The 16,036-nt window shown below is 45.5% G+C and carries 15 protein-coding genes; 4 read left to right on the top strand and 11 right to left on the bottom strand.

All coding sequences use genetic code 11. The annotated features are described in order from the left end of the window. Positions 1 to 334: 334 nt before the first annotated feature. From ACEN8J_RS07260 to ACEN8J_RS07245, 4 genes are all read right to left on the bottom strand, one after another. A complete protein-coding gene (locus ACEN8J_RS07260) occupies positions 335 to 1,588 on the bottom strand; it encodes an aspartate kinase (protein ID WP_495594381.1) in 1,254 nt (417 codons plus the stop codon). A gap of 194 nt (positions 1,589 to 1,782) precedes the next feature. Further along, complete coding sequence (gene efp, locus ACEN8J_RS07255; protein WP_029517249.1) at positions 1,783 to 2,340, bottom strand: elongation factor P; 558 nt, start codon at positions 2,338 to 2,340, stop codon at positions 1,783 to 1,785. A gap of 33 nt (positions 2,341 to 2,373) precedes the next feature. After that, entirely contained in the window at positions 2,374 to 3,447 is a 1,074-nt protein-coding gene (locus ACEN8J_RS07250; protein ID WP_340885765.1) for a M24 family metallopeptidase, read from the bottom strand. Between the two features lie 81 nt (positions 3,448 to 3,528). Further along, on the bottom strand, positions 3,529 to 4,110 hold the full coding sequence (locus ACEN8J_RS07245) for a YqhR family membrane protein (protein ID WP_495594380.1): 582 nt from the start codon (positions 4,108 to 4,110) through the stop codon (positions 3,529 to 3,531). Positions 4,111 to 4,395: 285 nt separating this feature from the next. Here ACEN8J_RS07245 and ACEN8J_RS07240 point away from each other — a divergent pair, with 285 nt between their 5' ends. The 3 genes from ACEN8J_RS07240 to ACEN8J_RS07230 all read left to right on the top strand — a co-directional run bounded on the left by ACEN8J_RS07240 (position 4,396) and on the right by ACEN8J_RS07230 (position 6,883). After that, positions 4,396 to 5,397: an ABC transporter substrate-binding protein gene (locus ACEN8J_RS07240; protein ID WP_340932527.1), complete on the top strand. Its 1,002-nt coding sequence runs from the start codon at positions 4,396 to 4,398 to the stop codon at positions 5,395 to 5,397. A gap of 165 nt (positions 5,398 to 5,562) precedes the next feature. Next, positions 5,563 to 6,555 carry a DUF1385 domain-containing protein gene (locus ACEN8J_RS07235; RefSeq protein ID WP_029517245.1) on the top strand — a complete coding sequence of 331 codons (993 nt, stop codon included), beginning with the start codon at positions 5,563 to 5,565 and terminating at the stop codon, positions 6,553 to 6,555. Between the two features lie 7 nt (positions 6,556 to 6,562). After that, positions 6,563 to 6,883, top strand: a complete 321-nt coding sequence (locus tag ACEN8J_RS07230; RefSeq protein ID WP_029517244.1) for a hypothetical protein — start codon at positions 6,563 to 6,565, stop codon at positions 6,881 to 6,883. Positions 6,884 to 7,002: 119 nt separating this feature from the next. Here the strand turns inward: ACEN8J_RS07230 and ACEN8J_RS07225 are convergent, their stop codons facing one another. The 3 genes from ACEN8J_RS07225 to mntR all read right to left on the bottom strand — a co-directional run bounded on the left by ACEN8J_RS07225 (position 7,003) and on the right by mntR (position 10,392). Next, a complete protein-coding gene (locus ACEN8J_RS07225) occupies positions 7,003 to 7,992 on the bottom strand; it encodes a patatin-like phospholipase family protein (protein ID WP_165147072.1) in 990 nt (329 codons plus the stop codon). A gap of 95 nt (positions 7,993 to 8,087) precedes the next feature. After that, complete coding sequence (locus ACEN8J_RS07220; RefSeq protein ID WP_165147075.1) at positions 8,088 to 9,830, bottom strand: family 10 glycosylhydrolase; 1,743 nt, start codon at positions 9,828 to 9,830, stop codon at positions 8,088 to 8,090. A 136-nt stretch (positions 9,831 to 9,966) separates the two neighbouring features. Beyond that, positions 9,967 to 10,392: a transcriptional regulator MntR gene (mntR, locus tag ACEN8J_RS07215; protein ID WP_029517241.1), complete on the bottom strand. Its 426-nt coding sequence runs from the start codon at positions 10,390 to 10,392 to the stop codon at positions 9,967 to 9,969. Between the two features lie 252 nt (positions 10,393 to 10,644). On the opposite strand from mntR, the gene splB reads away from it, so the two are divergent. Then, positions 10,645 to 11,709 carry a spore photoproduct lyase gene (splB, locus tag ACEN8J_RS07210; protein ID WP_023989268.1) on the top strand — a complete coding sequence of 355 codons (1,065 nt, stop codon included), beginning with the start codon at positions 10,645 to 10,647 and terminating at the stop codon, positions 11,707 to 11,709. Here the strand turns inward: splB and ACEN8J_RS07205 are convergent. The 4 genes from ACEN8J_RS07205 to ACEN8J_RS07190 form a co-directional block, all read right to left on the bottom strand. Beyond that, the gene (locus ACEN8J_RS07205) at positions 11,702 to 12,418 is read right to left on the bottom strand and encodes a cytochrome c biogenesis CcdA family protein (protein WP_029517240.1); all 717 of its coding nucleotides are present in this window, start codon (positions 12,416 to 12,418) and stop codon (positions 11,702 to 11,704) included. The genes splB and ACEN8J_RS07205 overlap by 8 nt on opposite strands. 160 nt (positions 12,419 to 12,578) lie before the next feature. Further along, positions 12,579 to 14,597 (bottom strand): methionine--tRNA ligase, encoded by a 2,019-nt coding sequence (metG, locus tag ACEN8J_RS07200; protein ID WP_029517239.1) that lies wholly within the window; start codon positions 14,595 to 14,597, stop codon positions 12,579 to 12,581. Between the two features lie 414 nt (positions 14,598 to 15,011). Continuing rightward, a complete protein-coding gene (gene yidD / locus ACEN8J_RS07195; RefSeq protein ID WP_029517238.1) occupies positions 15,012 to 15,302 on the bottom strand; it encodes a membrane protein insertion efficiency factor YidD in 291 nt (96 codons plus the stop codon). A 1-nt stretch (position 15,303) separates the two neighbouring features. Next, positions 15,304 to 15,801, bottom strand: a complete 498-nt coding sequence (locus ACEN8J_RS07190) for a Fur family transcriptional regulator (RefSeq protein ID WP_029517237.1) — start codon at positions 15,799 to 15,801, stop codon at positions 15,304 to 15,306. Between the last annotated feature and the right edge of the window lie 235 nt (positions 15,802 to 16,036).

The raw sequence follows: 16,036 nt of genomic DNA, 5'->3' as shown, positions 1-16,036 counted from the left end.
TATTGAAAACCTAGGCAAACTTTTGCTAACTCCTATCAACACTCAACAGACCTTTCTCCCGCTTGTTTAAGCACCATTCTCTAATTTGCACAAATAAAAAAGGGCCTCTCAAAGCCTTGTCGGCTAAGGGAAACCCTTGGGTAGAAAAGATAGATTCAGAAAAAAAGAGGCTTCCCCTCAGTTTAACTCTCACTGATGGAACAACCTCTTAACCTACTGCTGTATTCTATGATTTATCAAACTATAAATAGAGGGCATATAATGTATCAACCTTTATCTGTCATAAGCATCGTTCACATTAGCCATATTCAGTGTCTAGATCACGTTGCAGTTATTAACGACGGTCTTGCGGTCCACCCACAAACGCTTGCTCCTCGGTGTCCAGGTTATAAGCTGTATGCAACGCCTGAATAACCTCATGAAGCTTACCCGCTTCAATTACACACGATACTTTGATTTCAGATGTGCTTACCATTTTAATGCTAACGCCTTGCTCTGCCAGTACGGCAAACATTTGCGCAGCAACACCCGGATGGCTAACCATTCCTGCACCTACAATGGAAACCTTCACCAAGTTTTCCTCAGACGTTACTTCACGGTACGGAAGCTCTCCACGAATACCTTCCAGCGTCTCCAGTGCCGCTTCACGATCCGTCAGAGCTACTGTAAAGGAGAAATCCGCTTTACCAGCTTCAACCCCGCTCTGTACAATAATGTCTACATCAATTTTGGCTGCCGCCAGTGTTCCAAATACTTTCGCCAGTACGCCGGGAATATCGGCGACGCCCAAAATACTGATTCTTGCTACATTTTTATCATATGCAATCCCACTGACTACAACGCCTTGTTCCATTACTGCATCCTCCTTTACGACCGTTCCTTCATTATGGTTAAAACTGGACCGCACGATCAGCGGTACCCGGTTATGTTTGGCATATTCTACCGCACGAGGATGCAATACAGCTGCACCCAGATTAGCTAATTCCAGCATTTCATCATAAGAAATTTCTTTTAGCTTACGAGCAACCTTCACGATCCGTGGATCTGTTGAATAAATGCCGTCCACATCCGTGTAAATTTCACAGGCATCCGCTTGAATCGCCGCCGCCAGCGCAACCGCCGTCGTATCAGATCCACCACGTCCCAACGTCGTAATGTCTCCCTCTACAGACATCCCTTGGAAACCAGCTACAACAACGATCTTGTTGCTGCTCAGTGCATCCAGCACACGCTGAGGTTGAATATCCGTAATCCGTGCTCGACCAAAGTCAGATTCAGTACGGAAACCAGCCTGCCATCCCGTAAACGATACCGCTTCATGACCCAACTGCTGAATAGCCATCGACAACAAGGCGATTGAAATTTGCTCACCTGTCGTCATCAACATATCCAACTCACGTGCAGGCAACTGCTCATTCAACAATTTGGCCTGGTCAATCAGTTCGTCTGTCGTGTCTCCCATTGCGGAAACGACCACTACACATTGATGCCCTTCACTCTGTTTCTCCACAACGCGTTTTGCCACGCGTTTCATGCGCTCCGTGTCACCGACGGAACTGCCTCCGAATTTCATGACATACAAAGACAACGATATTCACTCCCTCAGACTCAGTATGTAACCTTGAGATGGCACCCAACGACTTGAACGTGACATCCTGCGGAATAACTTTAGTACAGTATAATACGAAAGTGCTGTGCGGAGCCATTGTTTTTTAATATTAGTGCTTATAAAAATATCCCCTGCCCTTCACAAGGACAGAGGAAATCTAAAAGCAGCAAATTTTATGCGCGAGACATGTATTTGCCGTCACGTGTATCAATTAACAATACGTCATCTTGGTTAATGAACAAAGGAACTTGAACATTCAAACCCGTTTCCAATTTGGCATTTTTGGTAGCACCTGTAGCTGTATTACCTTTAATACCTGGTTCTGTTTCGATTACTTTGAGTTCCACGCTGGTAGGCAGGTTAATACCCAGGATTTCGCCATTATAGCTAACGATATTTACATTCATGTTTTCTTTCAGGAAGTTAAGTTCCCATTTCAGTTGATCGCTGGACAATGTGAATTGATCATATGTTTCATTATCCATGAATGTATGATCGTCTGCACTAGCATACAGATAAGATACACCGCGGTTTTCGATTTGCGCCCGACCGATCGTTTCACCCGCACGGAATGTACGTTCAACGGTGTTACCGTTACGCAAGTTTTTCAACTTGGAGCGTACGAATGCTGCACCTTTACCCGGTTTTACGTGTTGGAAATCCAGCACCGTAAAAATATCTCCGTCTACCTCGACGGTCAAACCTGTTTTAAAATCATTAACGTTAATCACTAAAATACCCCTCCTACAGGACTGTTATCGTTATTAAACGACTGTAAATTCTTTGCTCGAATGTGTTAATAATTTGATGCCGCTATCTGTAATAACGATATCATCCTCGATCCGTACACCGCCCAATCCAGGCACATAGATACCTGGCTCGACCGTTACCACCATACCCGGCTCCAGAATATCATCACTCGCCTTCGACAGGCGTGTAGATTCATGTACTTCAAGACCCAGACCATGACCTGTACTGTGCCCGAAATTGTCTCCATAGCCATGGCTTGCAATAATATCCCGGGTCAGTGCATCCGCTTCACGGCCTGTCATGCCCGGCTTAATATGTTCAAGTGCGTGAAGTTGCGCCTTAAGTACAATATCGTAGATCTCACGCAACTGGGGCGCTAAATCCCCTTGTGTGGCCACTGTACGTGTCAAATCGGAGCAATAGCCATCCAGCAACGCACCAAAATCAAACGTAATCAGCTCGCCTGCTTGTACTAACTTAGCACTGGCTACGCCATGAGGCAATGCCGAACGAACCCCAGAAGCCACAATTGTGTCAAATGAAGAGGATGTAGCTCCCTGCTTGCGCATGAAGAATTCCATTTCCAGATCCAGCTCACGCTCGCTGACACCTGGCTTGATGTAAGGTAAAATGTGTGCAAAAGTAGCATCTGCCAAATCCGCTGCCCGCTGCATCACTTCCAGCTCTTCTGCATCCTTGTACACCCGTAATTTCTCTACAATGCCCGACACCGGAACCAGTGAAATAGGTGACAAATCTTCGCTATAAGCTTTATGCGTCGCAACAGTTACAGCGTCTTGCTCAAAGCCTGTTTCGCTGATCTGATGGGAAGACAGCAATTCTTTCACCGTTTCCATGACCTGTGCAGCGTGCTGCACTACCGTGAAGCCTTCGGCTTGTTCGGTCGCTTGCGTCATATAGCGAAAGTCAGTCAGCAAATAGCTATGGGATTCCGTAATCAGCACATAACCTGCCGAACCTGTGAAGCCTGTCAAATATCGACGATTGACAGGGCTAGTAATCAGCATAGCCCGCAGATTATGCTCGCCCAGCGCCTGCCGCAGCTTTAACACCCGGTCATTCTTCATCTTTCATTCCGCTCCCCTCTGTCAAATAACCAAATGCTATTTTAACACAGGGAATAGGCGCTTGAGAAGTTTTTGTTACGTTCAGCCCTCAGCTTTCTCAGGCTCGCGCTTTCTTTCATCCGTATACTCGACAGCAACGGTATATCCGATAAATAGTCCCCACAGTAAAAACACACAAATTTCCGTATACAGGGAATTCCATGTTAACCGATCAGGAGCATTCATCATCCCTAGCTTAGGACCTGTTAATACAAATAAAACAACCCACCAAATCAGGCCATACACAATGCCGGGTAAAGGACCCTTAAATCTGCGCAGCAACAGAGTGTACACCAGTGAAGCTACGACGGATAATCCAATAAAAAACAGTAGCCCTACCAGATGTCCCGCCATGGTGTTCATAAATGAATGCTTGAAAAAAGGCTCTGCGAGAAAGCCAGGCGCTACTACAGTAAAGTGCAACTTATAAAACAGCCAGCGCAGCAATCCCCAGAGCAAACCCGAAAAAAAACCCAACTCAAGCGCAAAAGGAATGAGAGGCGTATGTATTTTGCCTGACTGCTGCCTGCCTCTACCACTGTCGTTATGATTACGTTGATCCTGAGATCCACGAGGTTGCTCCTGTTTATGTCCTATCTTGGGTATAGAGAAGGTTTCGCTCATGTTGTTTAATCCCCTTTCAATATGAAAACTTTTTCCCATCGTAAAGACTATCGCAATCGGATATGCATGTACTTCCATCGGATTCTGCATTCCATTTTGCTGGTAGTATGCTCCAAGGGGGGAGAGTTTAACAATGAACAGGAATGCTGAATAATGGCAGCTTTCGACTTGAGGGTACGGACCCGTTTTTTACATTGACAAAATTTCAATCCTCTATCATAATATAATGGTGAAAATGATAATCATTATCATTTTATAAAAACATATATACGGGAGAACGCTTCTATGAAAAAGGGATTCATCGGGATTTTATTGTTAATGGTTTTTACGCTCACTCTGGCAGGTTGCGGAGCAGCCGACAATGCATCGGACAAAGATCAGGTAGCCACATCGGGTAGTAAACCGACTGACACAGCGACCGGTCCTGTGACGGTAAAGCATAATCGTGGTGAGATCACGCTCGACAAGCCCGCACAGCGTGTCGTAGTGCTGGAATGGACATTTACAGAGGATTTGGTTGCGTTGGGCGTTCAGCCGGTGGGTAATGCTGACAATGCCAACTACAAGGTATACGTGACACCGGAGGCGGCTCTGGATAGTAGCGTGGTCGATGTCGGCACGCGTAACGAGCCGAATCTGGAAGCAATTGCTGCATTGAAACCGGATCTGATCATTTCCAATGTTGATGGGAATGAAGCTATCTATGAGCAACTTAAGGCCATCGCTCCTACGATCGAATATAATCTGAACAATGGTAATGGCTACGATCATGATAAAATGGTAGAAATTTTTAATAGCATCGCAGTTGCTCTGGGAAAAGAAGAAAAAGCTAAGCAGGTGCTTGCCGAACTGGATCAGCATTATGCTGAAGCCAAAGAAAAGCTCGCCGCTGCTGGCAAGTCGGATTATCATTATGTACTGACACAAGCTTTCACTTCGCAAAATGCGGCCAGCCTCCGTATGTTTTCGGATAACTCAGTCGTCGTGGCAACACTGGCGAAGATCGGTATGATTAATGATTGGAAACCAAGCAAAGTTGAACCGTATGGCTTTACAACCGTCGGTATTGAAGCTCTGTCTGCTGTTCAGAACAGCAACTTTATCTATATTGTGCAGCCGGACGATGATGTTTTCGGGGCACCTATGAAAAATAATTCGGTCTGGAACGGTCTGAATTTCGTTAAAGAAAAACGCACCTATCCACTGAACGGTACGACATGGACATTTGGCGGCCCCCTCTCATCAAAAGGACTGGTTGACCAGGTTGTTGGGGCAATTACGCAATAGGTTGTTTCCGAAGTTTTATAATGAGTAGCATTTATGTGAGCAGTCTGACGCTCCATAAATGCTTTTTTTATAAGCCTGTGGTTACACCAGTTTCATCTAACTAGATATTCCCTTCCAAATTCGATACAATATACAAAAAAGCATGTATTAAGAGAGGTGAGACGGTTGTCACAAGCATCCAAGCCTGTGAGCTACGGTGGTCAGGCAGTCATTGAAGGTGTCATGTTCGGCGGCAAGCGTGTCAATGTCACGGCAGTTCGCCGCAAAACTGGCGAAATCACATATTTGGAAGTACCACGCAAGGAGCAATCCTGGGTATCCAAATTCCGCAGAATTCCTTTATTGCGGGGGATTGTAAGCATCATCGACTCCAGCGCCAAAGGTACCAAGCATTTGAACTATTCAGCCGATGCGTATGCTGATGATGAAGTAGATCCGGAAGAACGCGCTGAGCAAAAGAAAAAAGAAGAATCTCGCTGGAGTCTGAGTATGATGATCGGTGTAGCGGCAGTCGGGATTATCTCCTTTTTGTTCGGCAAAATTGTGTTAACCCTCGTTCCGGTTGTTGTAGAAGACTTCCTGTTCGACGGCTTGTTTCACAGCCAAATTTTGCATAACCTCGCCGAAGGAGCCATTAAGCTGATTCTGCTGCTGGCTTATTTATGGGGCATTTCCCAAACTCCATTGATCAAACGACTGTTTCAATATCACGGTGCAGAGCATAAAGTAATTACGGCATTCGAAGCTGGAGAAGAACTAACCCCGGCCAATGTGCAAAAATACAGCCGTTTGCATTACCGCTGCGGTAGCAGCTTTATTATGCTGACCGTGATCATCGGGGTACTAGTCTATTCCCTATTCACCTACGATAATCTGTGGGAGCGTATGGGGCAACGGCTTCTACTGCTTCCGATCGTACTGGGGCTTTCTTTTGAATTTCTCAAGCTGACCAATGCTCTTCGTGAAATTCCGGTACTTCGTTATTTAGGTTACCCCGGTCTGTGGCTGCAACTACTTACCACCAAAGAACCGACTGATGATCAAGTGGAGGTATCCATTGCCTCATTTAAGCGTATGCTTGAATTGGATGCTGAGTTGGAAAATGTACCTGTAAAGGAGACCTTCAACAGTCCTGCACTTGATCCTGTGAAAGGATGAGTGAATAATGAACAGACATGCTGTTATTTTCTGGCTTACCCTTGCTTTGGGTGCATATGGGATTGTGGATATGCTGTGGAGAGGAAGTTGGGGCTTTCTCATGAGTTTACTCATTCCCGTCCTTGTTTTTGCAGTTATATTTCTGCTATACAAATACCTGCCAGGACAAAGCAATCGTACTCCCAAAATCAAACCCTCTGTGCGCACCATGGCCAAAACAGCCAACGCACGTAAGCAGCAGACTACGGGCAAGCGCAAAGCGTATCCTTTTCATGTGATTGAAGGTTCCAAGGGCAAAAATGAAGAAGAACAACCTAAATATCATTAACGATAATAATCATCCTTTAAAATGCAGCACAAAGGAGCCGTCACCCGCATATTCAAATATGACCGGGAAGAGGCTCCTTTTTTACACCCTTTTAAATTACTTTAACTGCCAATTAGTGTTCATTTCATAGCGTACATGGTATCCTTCATCAATTGGTATTTGCTATACTGCTGCTGGTAAGAAGTGATGCTCCACTTGTGGAAAAAAGCATCCCCTGCCTGCACACCGGAAGCATACAGCAAATCACTTTGCACTGTAGAAATGTTAAATTGTGCAGTGCGGATCCCCAATGTTGGAATTTTAATCGTCCGATACCGATTCTCCTGCTCAATATATCGTTCATCGTGTGCTGATAGCATGGTATCGAAAATAGCCTGCAGCATGGTCAAAGGACCCCGTATATAAGAAACTTTGGTCTCCGTACCCGTCTTGCCCACCATTTGAAACCCTACCGTTGGAATCGTTTTGGCCTCACGTTCATTTACAGGCTCATCAAAAAGCCACAAAGGCAAATTGCTTAGTAAAGCCCCATCAACTACAAATATAAATTGCTGAGAAAAGGTCTTTCCCTTGGCAAGTGCAGAATCAAGCCTTAACATAACGGGATCAAAAAAATAAGGGATACTTGTGCTCATCCGAATGGCCTTGGCTACCTCCAGTGAAGAGGGATTGATACCAAAACGTTTGATATCCTCAGGTAGCACCAGAATGCGTCCATTCGTGATATCTGATGCAATAATGCGCAGTTTGCCAGGAGGTAAATCCGCAAACGTACGCACTCCCTTAGCTCGTAACAGCTCACGTACCCAGTGCTCCAGTGCCTCCCCTGAGTAGAGACCTTTTTTAAGAAAGATACGAGCTGCTGGTCCAATCCACTTAATATTGAACACTGGAGAACGTCGTAACAACTTGACCAAGGGGGTTTTCTCAATTACGGCTTTCATTTCATCCGCAGAGTATCCCGCAGCCAATAAAGCAGCTACAATAGCACCTGATGATGTACCTGCTAAACGATTGAATACAATTCCATGCTCCTCCGCAGCCTTAACTGCACCCGCCAGCGAAATTCCCTTAACCCCTCCACCCTGGAACACAGCATTGATCAGCATAGATCAAAAAACCTCCGTTCTCTTGGGAGTAAGCAGTTCTACTGCTTATCTATGAGAACGGAGGCCCAAATAGAACCTATATGATCCAATTTATATCACATTTGATAATAATTTTGAAGAAGCTGAATGAGTCCATATGGATTTTTACGCAAATGCTGTGCACTAAAGTAAATATCCCCTTTGACCTGTTTATAATCTTTGTTCAGTTCAAGCTGCTTAATTAGCTCTTGAGCCGTTTGCCAGCCCTTTTCAGGGGTGCCGATTTTATAAGGAGAATGACCGATATACAGCTTAACATCTGAATTTTTGACCTCATTGGACCACCATGCGACAAGCTTGTCATATCCCGCCGCAGGGAAACCGATACTCCAGTAAACTTGTGGAGCTACATAATCAATCCACTCTTTGTTAATCCAGGTTCTCACATCCGCAAACGTCGTATCATACGCTGTAACGCCTGCCTTCGTGTCTGAACCCGTTAAGTCCTGAGATTTGTTACGCCATACCCCAAAAGGGCTAATTCCGAATTGAACCTTAGACTTGCTGGCATGAATGCTTTTGCCCAAATCGCGAACAAAACTGTTCACATTATCTCTCCGCCAGTCGCCCTTATTAGAGATTTTGTTGGCATTATATGCTTTGAAGGTCGCATCATCATCAAAAGTCCCGCTGTAAGGATAAAAATAATCGTCCAAATGGACGCCGTCAATATCATATCCGTTCACGACCTCCATAATCGCCGCAATGACATGCTGACGTGCAGCCGGAATTCCTGGATTGATGTACAATTGGCTACCATTCTTAACAATCCAGTCCGGGTGTTGATTAGCCACATGGTTTGCAGCCAAACCGCTGGTTGTTCCTGTAGAATTCGCACGGAACGGATTAAACCAGGCATGGAATTCCATCCCTCGCTTATGCGATTCGCTAATCATAAATTTCAAGGGATCATAGCCTGGATTTTTACCTTGGGTGTTGGTCAAATACTTGCTCCAGGGTACGAGACTTGACGGGTAGAGCGCATCACCGCTGGCACGAACCTGAACAAATACCGCATTGATGCCCATCCCCTGCAAATCATCGAGCATTTTAGTAAACTCCTGCTTTTGCTTCTCGGAGCTGCTTCGGGCAGCGGAAGAAGGCCAATCTCCATTGATGGTAGAAATCCATGCCCCACGCATGGAAGTTGAAGCCTTTACCTGAACAACATTTGCCTGTGAAGAACTTGAACCGTCCTCACTAGTAGACGTTGACGGTGAAGTGACAACCGTCTGCTCATTATCGCTGGCTCCCTGATCCGTACTTACACTCTCCTGATTGCCAGATGCAGACGTATCTGATGTGGAAGCACTGTTTCCCGCCGAGCTACTCCCACCCGTAGAGACACCTTCCTTACCACTGCTTAACGTAATGACTCGCTCTGAAGCTTGCCAATCCACTTTTAATCCCAACTCTTCCCCAACAAAACGCAGTGGCACCATGACTCTTCCGCTTGTCATACGGGCAGATGCATCCAGTCGAACTGACTTACCATTCACCGTAGCGCTTTGTGCACCATTCTCCATAGATATATTTTTGTTCTGTGCTGTAATCGTTACCGTACCGGACGATTCCGACCAGTTGACCTGAGCGCCCAATCCCTCACTAATCACTCGCAAAGGAACCATCGTAACATTGGCTCCCTGTACAATATACGGTGATGCGTCACTTTGCAGGGACTGTCCGTCCAATATAATTTCAATATCACCAGTTGAAGCTGCTTGGACTCCAGGAACGATGGCAGTCTGCACTGCTAAGAGTATGCCTGCAGCCAATGCCACTATTTTCTTTCGATTCATATTATTACAATCCTCCGCTAACCCTGTTAATTTTAACCCCTATATTGTCCTGCTATATAATGGATAGACGCTAATCACCGGATATTTGTTGCGGTCGGAACAAATAAAAAAGCATCGTCCATAAGGACAGATGCTTTTAGGAATCTCCACTCAATTCCTTGTGTATGTCATGAAGCTGGCGCAAGCGATCTTCATCCCGACGAAAATATTCAACCAATGTTTCGATACGGGTGATGGAATCCCAGCTCAAATGATGCTCAATACCTTCCACATCTTTATATATCAGGTCCTTCTCAACCCCAATCATATCCAGAAATTGCTCTAATAACTGATGGCGATCAACCAACCGTTTGCCGACCTTTTTCCCTTTTGGTGTCAAAATCAGTCCCCGATACTTCTCATATACAAGATAATCGTCCTTATCCAACTTCTGAATCATTTTGGTGACGGACGAAGGATGCACCTCTAAACCCTCTGCGATGTCCGAGACACGAGCATATCCCTTCTCATCAATCAGTTGGTAAATGCGTTCCAAATAATCTTCCATGCTTGGCGTTGGCACTTGTTTCCCTCTTTTCTGTTATTGAACGGGCGCTTACCGCCTTCATTTCCTGCGTTAAACCTACTATGTAATGATACATGTTATCATTGCCCATTGGCAAGTCTCATCCCTTCACTCACATCTATTGCCACGATTTGTTCAATTTAAGCCGGGTACACTAATATCGTCGTCCCTGTATCGTTTACTTCTGCGGCAATATGTTAAAGTTGGACACCAGAGCACTGTGGATTTATTTTGAAAGGAGCGTTAGCCATGTCTACGCTTGAGCGTACTCCTGTCCAAACCAGAGGAACCAAGCCATTTTTGCCTGACCTGGTGTTTTTTGAGCCAGACGCACTAAATTATCCCAAGGGCCAGCGTATTATGGATTGGGTTAAAGCCAAGGATATTCCGTACCGGATGACTACCTCTCACAACCGAATTACCAATTTACCAGGTGAAACTGAAGTTGAAAAGTACCGAATGGCAAAAAAAACTTTGGTAGTTGGTATCCGTAAAACGTTAACTTTTGATCAATCCAAGCCTTCTGCTGAATATGCCATCCCCATTTCGACTGGTTGCATGGGGCATTGTCACTACTGTTATTTACAAACAACCTTGGGAGCAAAGCCGTATATTCGTGTATATGTCAACACTGACGATATCTTATCAGCAGCTAAAGCTTATATCGAGGAGCGTGCGCCTGAAATTACCCGTTTTGAAGCAGCTTGTACCTCCGATCCGGTTGGTTTGGAGCATATCACCGGAACGCTTGGAGACTTGATTCGTTTCATGGCAGATGAGGAATTTGGCCGTCTGCGTTTTGTTACTAAATATCATCATGTTGATCCATTGCTGGATATTAAACATAATGGTCATACTCGCATCCGCTTTAGCATTAATTCCGATTATGTTATTAAACAGTTTGAACCTGCAACTTCCCGCTTCGAGGAACGTATTGAAGCCGCGGGCAAAATCGCACGAGCCGGTTATCCGCTGGGGTTCATCATTGCACCCATCATCTGGTATGACGGCTGGGAAGAAGGTTACGGCGAGTTACTGCGCAAATTGGGAGAAACCTTGCCCCAGCATGCTACAAAAGATTTGACGTTCGAATTAATACAGCATCGCTTCACCAAAACATCCAAAGCTGTCATCGAGAAACGTTATCCGAAAACCAAGCTGGAGATGGACATAGAGAAACGCAAGAAAAAATGGGGACGCTGGGGACAAAACAAATACGTTTATCCCGATGAACAGCAAAATGCACTGCGAGAGTTTATCACAGAGCGTATTTTTGAACATTTTCCTTTAAGTCGTATTGAGTATTTCACATAACTAGCATCCAACCCGGGGTAATCCGTTGTAAAAATAGCGTTACATCGGTCATATGATCCGTTACCAGTAAAATGCCAGTGATAACAAGTAGTATGCCACCTGTTTTGATGAGGATGGAGGTATAGCGAGAGGATAGCCGAACAGAGCCTACCAGCAAAGCTAATACAAAAAATGGAATCGCAAACCCGAGCGCATAGCCTGTAATCAGTTTGAACCAAATGTGATGCTCTACTGCAGCCAAAGCGATAATAGCTGTTAGCATGGGACCGATACAGGGCGACCAGCCTGCCGCAAAACCAATTCCGATTACAAAGGAACCGGCGTACCCGGCAGGCTTCCATGTCCAGCGAAGCTTATGCTCCCTCATTAGAATCAAAGGACTTACCACACCGAGAGATACCAGTCCCATTAGTAAAATAAGTAACCCTGCTACCACTCTTAGCGTATCCCCATAATTGGCAAACCATTCTCCAAGCAACCCGACACCTGCACCCAGTGAATAGAAAACGACCGAAAAGCCCAGTACAAAAGCAAGTGTATGCCCCATCGTACGATAACGAACCTCGGCCTTATGCCGTCCTTCAGCCAGTTCACGCGCAGACATCCCTGTCATATACGATAAATAAGATGGATACAGCGGTAAACAACACGGTGAAAAAAAAGAAACCAGTCCGGCTACGATCGCCAATCCGGCGTTAATATCTGTCATCCTCATTTCCTCCCCTGTCTTAAGTGAACACGAGCAAACAAGCCCTGCCTACTAAACATACGTGTAGCGGGAGCAAAATATGATGCACGCCAAAAAGCGCATGCCCAAGAAGAATGATTCTCGGGCATACGCTCATTACGTTCTTTTATTAACTAGCGTACTACTTTACAACTGCACCATTCGGCATACCTTCCGGTACGGTGGCGAGCGTAAGCTGATCTCCATGTGAAGCTGCCAAAATCATACCTTGCGACAGCTCTCCCCGAAGTTTTACCGGCTTAAGATTGGTCACACAGATCACCTTGCGCCCAATGATATCTTCAGGTGTATAAAACTTCGCAATCCCTGATACTACTTGCCGCTGCTCATAACCAAGATCAAGTTGGAGCTTCAACAGTTTATCTGCCTTCTTCACAGGCTCGCAAGCGACGACCTGAGCAACGCGCAGTTCTACCTTGGCAAAATCCTCAATGCCAATCTCTTCCTTTGCCTCCGGCGCTTCCTGGCTCGTCTCAGATGCATTCTGTGGTTGAACTTGTGTCGTAGCTTCCTCTGGTTTCTTACCTCCTGTCATTGCTTCCACGATAAAAGCAACCTCTTGCTCTGAATCCAGACGTGGGAAGATCGGATTACCTTTGACCAACTGTGTTCCTTCCGGAATACGACCAAACTGCTTGCCGCTATCCCATGTAGTCAGCTCACCTTGGCTAATACCGAGCTGTTCCCAAATTTTATGAGGAGCACGGGTTAAGAATGGCTGAAGTAAGATGGAAGCGATGCGCAAGCTTTCTACCAAATGCAACATAACCGATGCCAATTCACGACGTTTTGCCTCATCCTTAGCCAAATTCCATGGTTGCGTCTCGTCAATATATTTGTTGCTACGGCTAATAAATTGGCTAATCGCCGTTAATGCCACGGAAAACTCCATGTTTTCCATGGCTTCTTCTACTTTGCTATAAGTCGATGTTGCCATGTCTTCCAGAGCTCCGTCGAATTCTGTTACATTTGCTTCATAAGCCGGAACCTTGCCGTCAAAATATTTATCTACCATCGCCACGGTACGATTCAACAAGTTGCCCAGATCATTTGCCAAATCCGAATTAACTCGATCTACAAAACTTTCTGGTGTAAATGTTCCATCTGCCCCAAAAGGCACCTCGCGCAGCAAGTAGTAGCGAAGTTGGTCCAGACCATAACGGTCAATCAACGTTACCGGGTCTACCACATTGCCTTTAGATTTCGACATTTTACCATCTTTCATAAGTAACCAACCATGTGCAAATACTTTTTTAGGTAACGGAAGATCCAATGCCATCAGCATGATTGGCCAATATATCGTGTGGAACCGTACAATCTCTTTACCCACGATATGCACATTTGCTGGCCAAAATTTATCGTACAGCTCAGTATTAGAAGAACCATATCCCAAGGCTGTGATGTAGTTGGAAAGTGCGTCAATCCAAACGTATACGACATGCTTCGGGTCCCCCTTGACCTTAACACCCCAGTCAAAAGTTGTACGGGAAACAGCCAGATCCTCTAGCCCCGGCTTGATGAAGTTGTTAATCATTTCTTTTTTCCGGGATTCCGGTTGGATAAACTGCGGGTTCTCTTCATAAAATTGCAGCAACCGATCAGCATACTTGCTCATGCGGAAAAAGTAGCTCTCTTCCTTGACCAATTCTACAGGGTGTCCACTATCCGGGCTCTTACCTCCAGTCACATTGCCTTTAGCGTCCTTCACCACGTCAACCAGCTGAGTTTCTGTGTAGTACGTCTCGTCAGGGATGCTGTACCAGCCTTCGTATTCTCCCTTGTAAATATCGCCTTGTTTTAATAAACGATCAAAAATTTCCTGTACGACAGCCTTATGACGTTCCTCCGTAGTACGGATAAAATCGTCATTGGAAATGTCGAGCTTCCGCCACAGGTCTTGGATGCCTGCCACAATGTCATCTACGAAACGTTGTGGCGTTTTGCCAGCTGCACTTGCCTTTTGCTCAATCTTCTGACCATGCTCATCCGTTCCTGTCAAATAACGCACTTCATAACCGCGTAGCCGCTTGTAACGGGCCATTGCATCTCCCGCAACTGTCGTGTAAGCATGACCTATATGTAGCTTGTCGCTCGGATAATAGATCGGTGTCGTAATGTAAAATGTGTTCTCATTGGACATGTATGTTGCCTCCTGTTTTGTTCACGGCAGCTCGATAAGACCTGCTGACATGATGGTACTCCAATTTATGAATTTGGAACAAATTGGGCACAAAAAAGACCCCCGCCCCTATGGGACGAGAGTCACCTCACGCGTTACCACCCAATTTTCCTGTATCCTCGCAGACTACAGGCTTCACCGGTCACATCTGACCGCCCATTAACGCTGGAACACGCCTCCCCCTTACGTTTGCCTCCCGTGCACAAATAACTGTGGCAAATACGCTCGAAAAAGGTTCCTCCAGGACCATATTCAGGCTTCGCTCCAGACCGGTTTGCAGCTAACCCCGGCTCTCTGTACTGGACAATTCACCCTACTCATCCCTTCGCAGGAAAACAATATTAACCAAAATATAACCAAATCCGCATAGCGCTGTCAAGTCAGACTCTTCTCGGAATGAGTAGCCAAACGATCTTCGCTAGACCTGTCTGTCTCCTTTTTTGCAGGAGGAACCAAATCTACGCCTCCTGGATGAAAGGGATGGCATTTGGCTATACGCTTAGTAGCAAGCCATGAACCTTTGAGCGCACCATGCACTTCTACCGCCTCCAACGCGTACGCTGAACACGTTGGATAGAATCGGCAGGTAGCCGGCTTTAACGGTGAAATATAGGAACGATAAAACTTAATCGGAGCCTGTACCACTCTGCGTGTGGTGATTTTCATTTCAGTAGCCCCCGTGGCTGTGAGTGTGAGTGTGACTGCTCGTCTGTCTGAATCCCCCATCCGAATTACTATCAGTATGTCCATTCTTCTGTTGACATTCTTTACAATAACCAAAAATTTCAAACTTGTGCTCGACGATTTGGAATTGATCCGTTGTATCCGTCATTTGCATTGGGCAAAAAGAAATCGGTAATGTTTTCTGACAGCTCAAGCAAATCATATGGTGATGGTGATGATGCTCATTACAGCTCACCTTGAACTTCATTCCATCCTCAAAAGATACCTGTTCCAGCACACCTAATTCCTGCATTACACGCAAATTACGATAAACTGTATCAAAGCTAAGTCCACTGTACTTCTTACCCATATATTCATAAACGTCTTTGGGGGACAGATACCCTTCATTCTCGGAAAATAACGTGGCCAACGTTTTGCGCTGATCTGTAATACGCAGCCCCTGAGCGGACATTGTTGCAATAATCTCATCCTTTGTCAGCATGCGTTTCACCCTCCCCTGTCTGTAGTTTCAGGTTTTCTGATGCAGGCTTAGGCTTGCATCTATTTATTATACCACGATTAAAGTCAATATTATAAGAGATATTCGCATCTATACATAAGAAAAAGACGCTCTCCAGCGCTACGATCAAATTCGCAGCAGGAGAACGCCTATATTCTGCAAGTGACATCGACTTTTAAACGGTGAATGACGAGACCCAAGGTCTAAGCCGGTAAAC

This window comes from Paenibacillus sp. Paensp38 (assembly GCF_059491915.1).
Note: the sequence above shows the minus strand (reverse complement) of the source record. Positions and strands in the feature narration are given on the sequence as shown.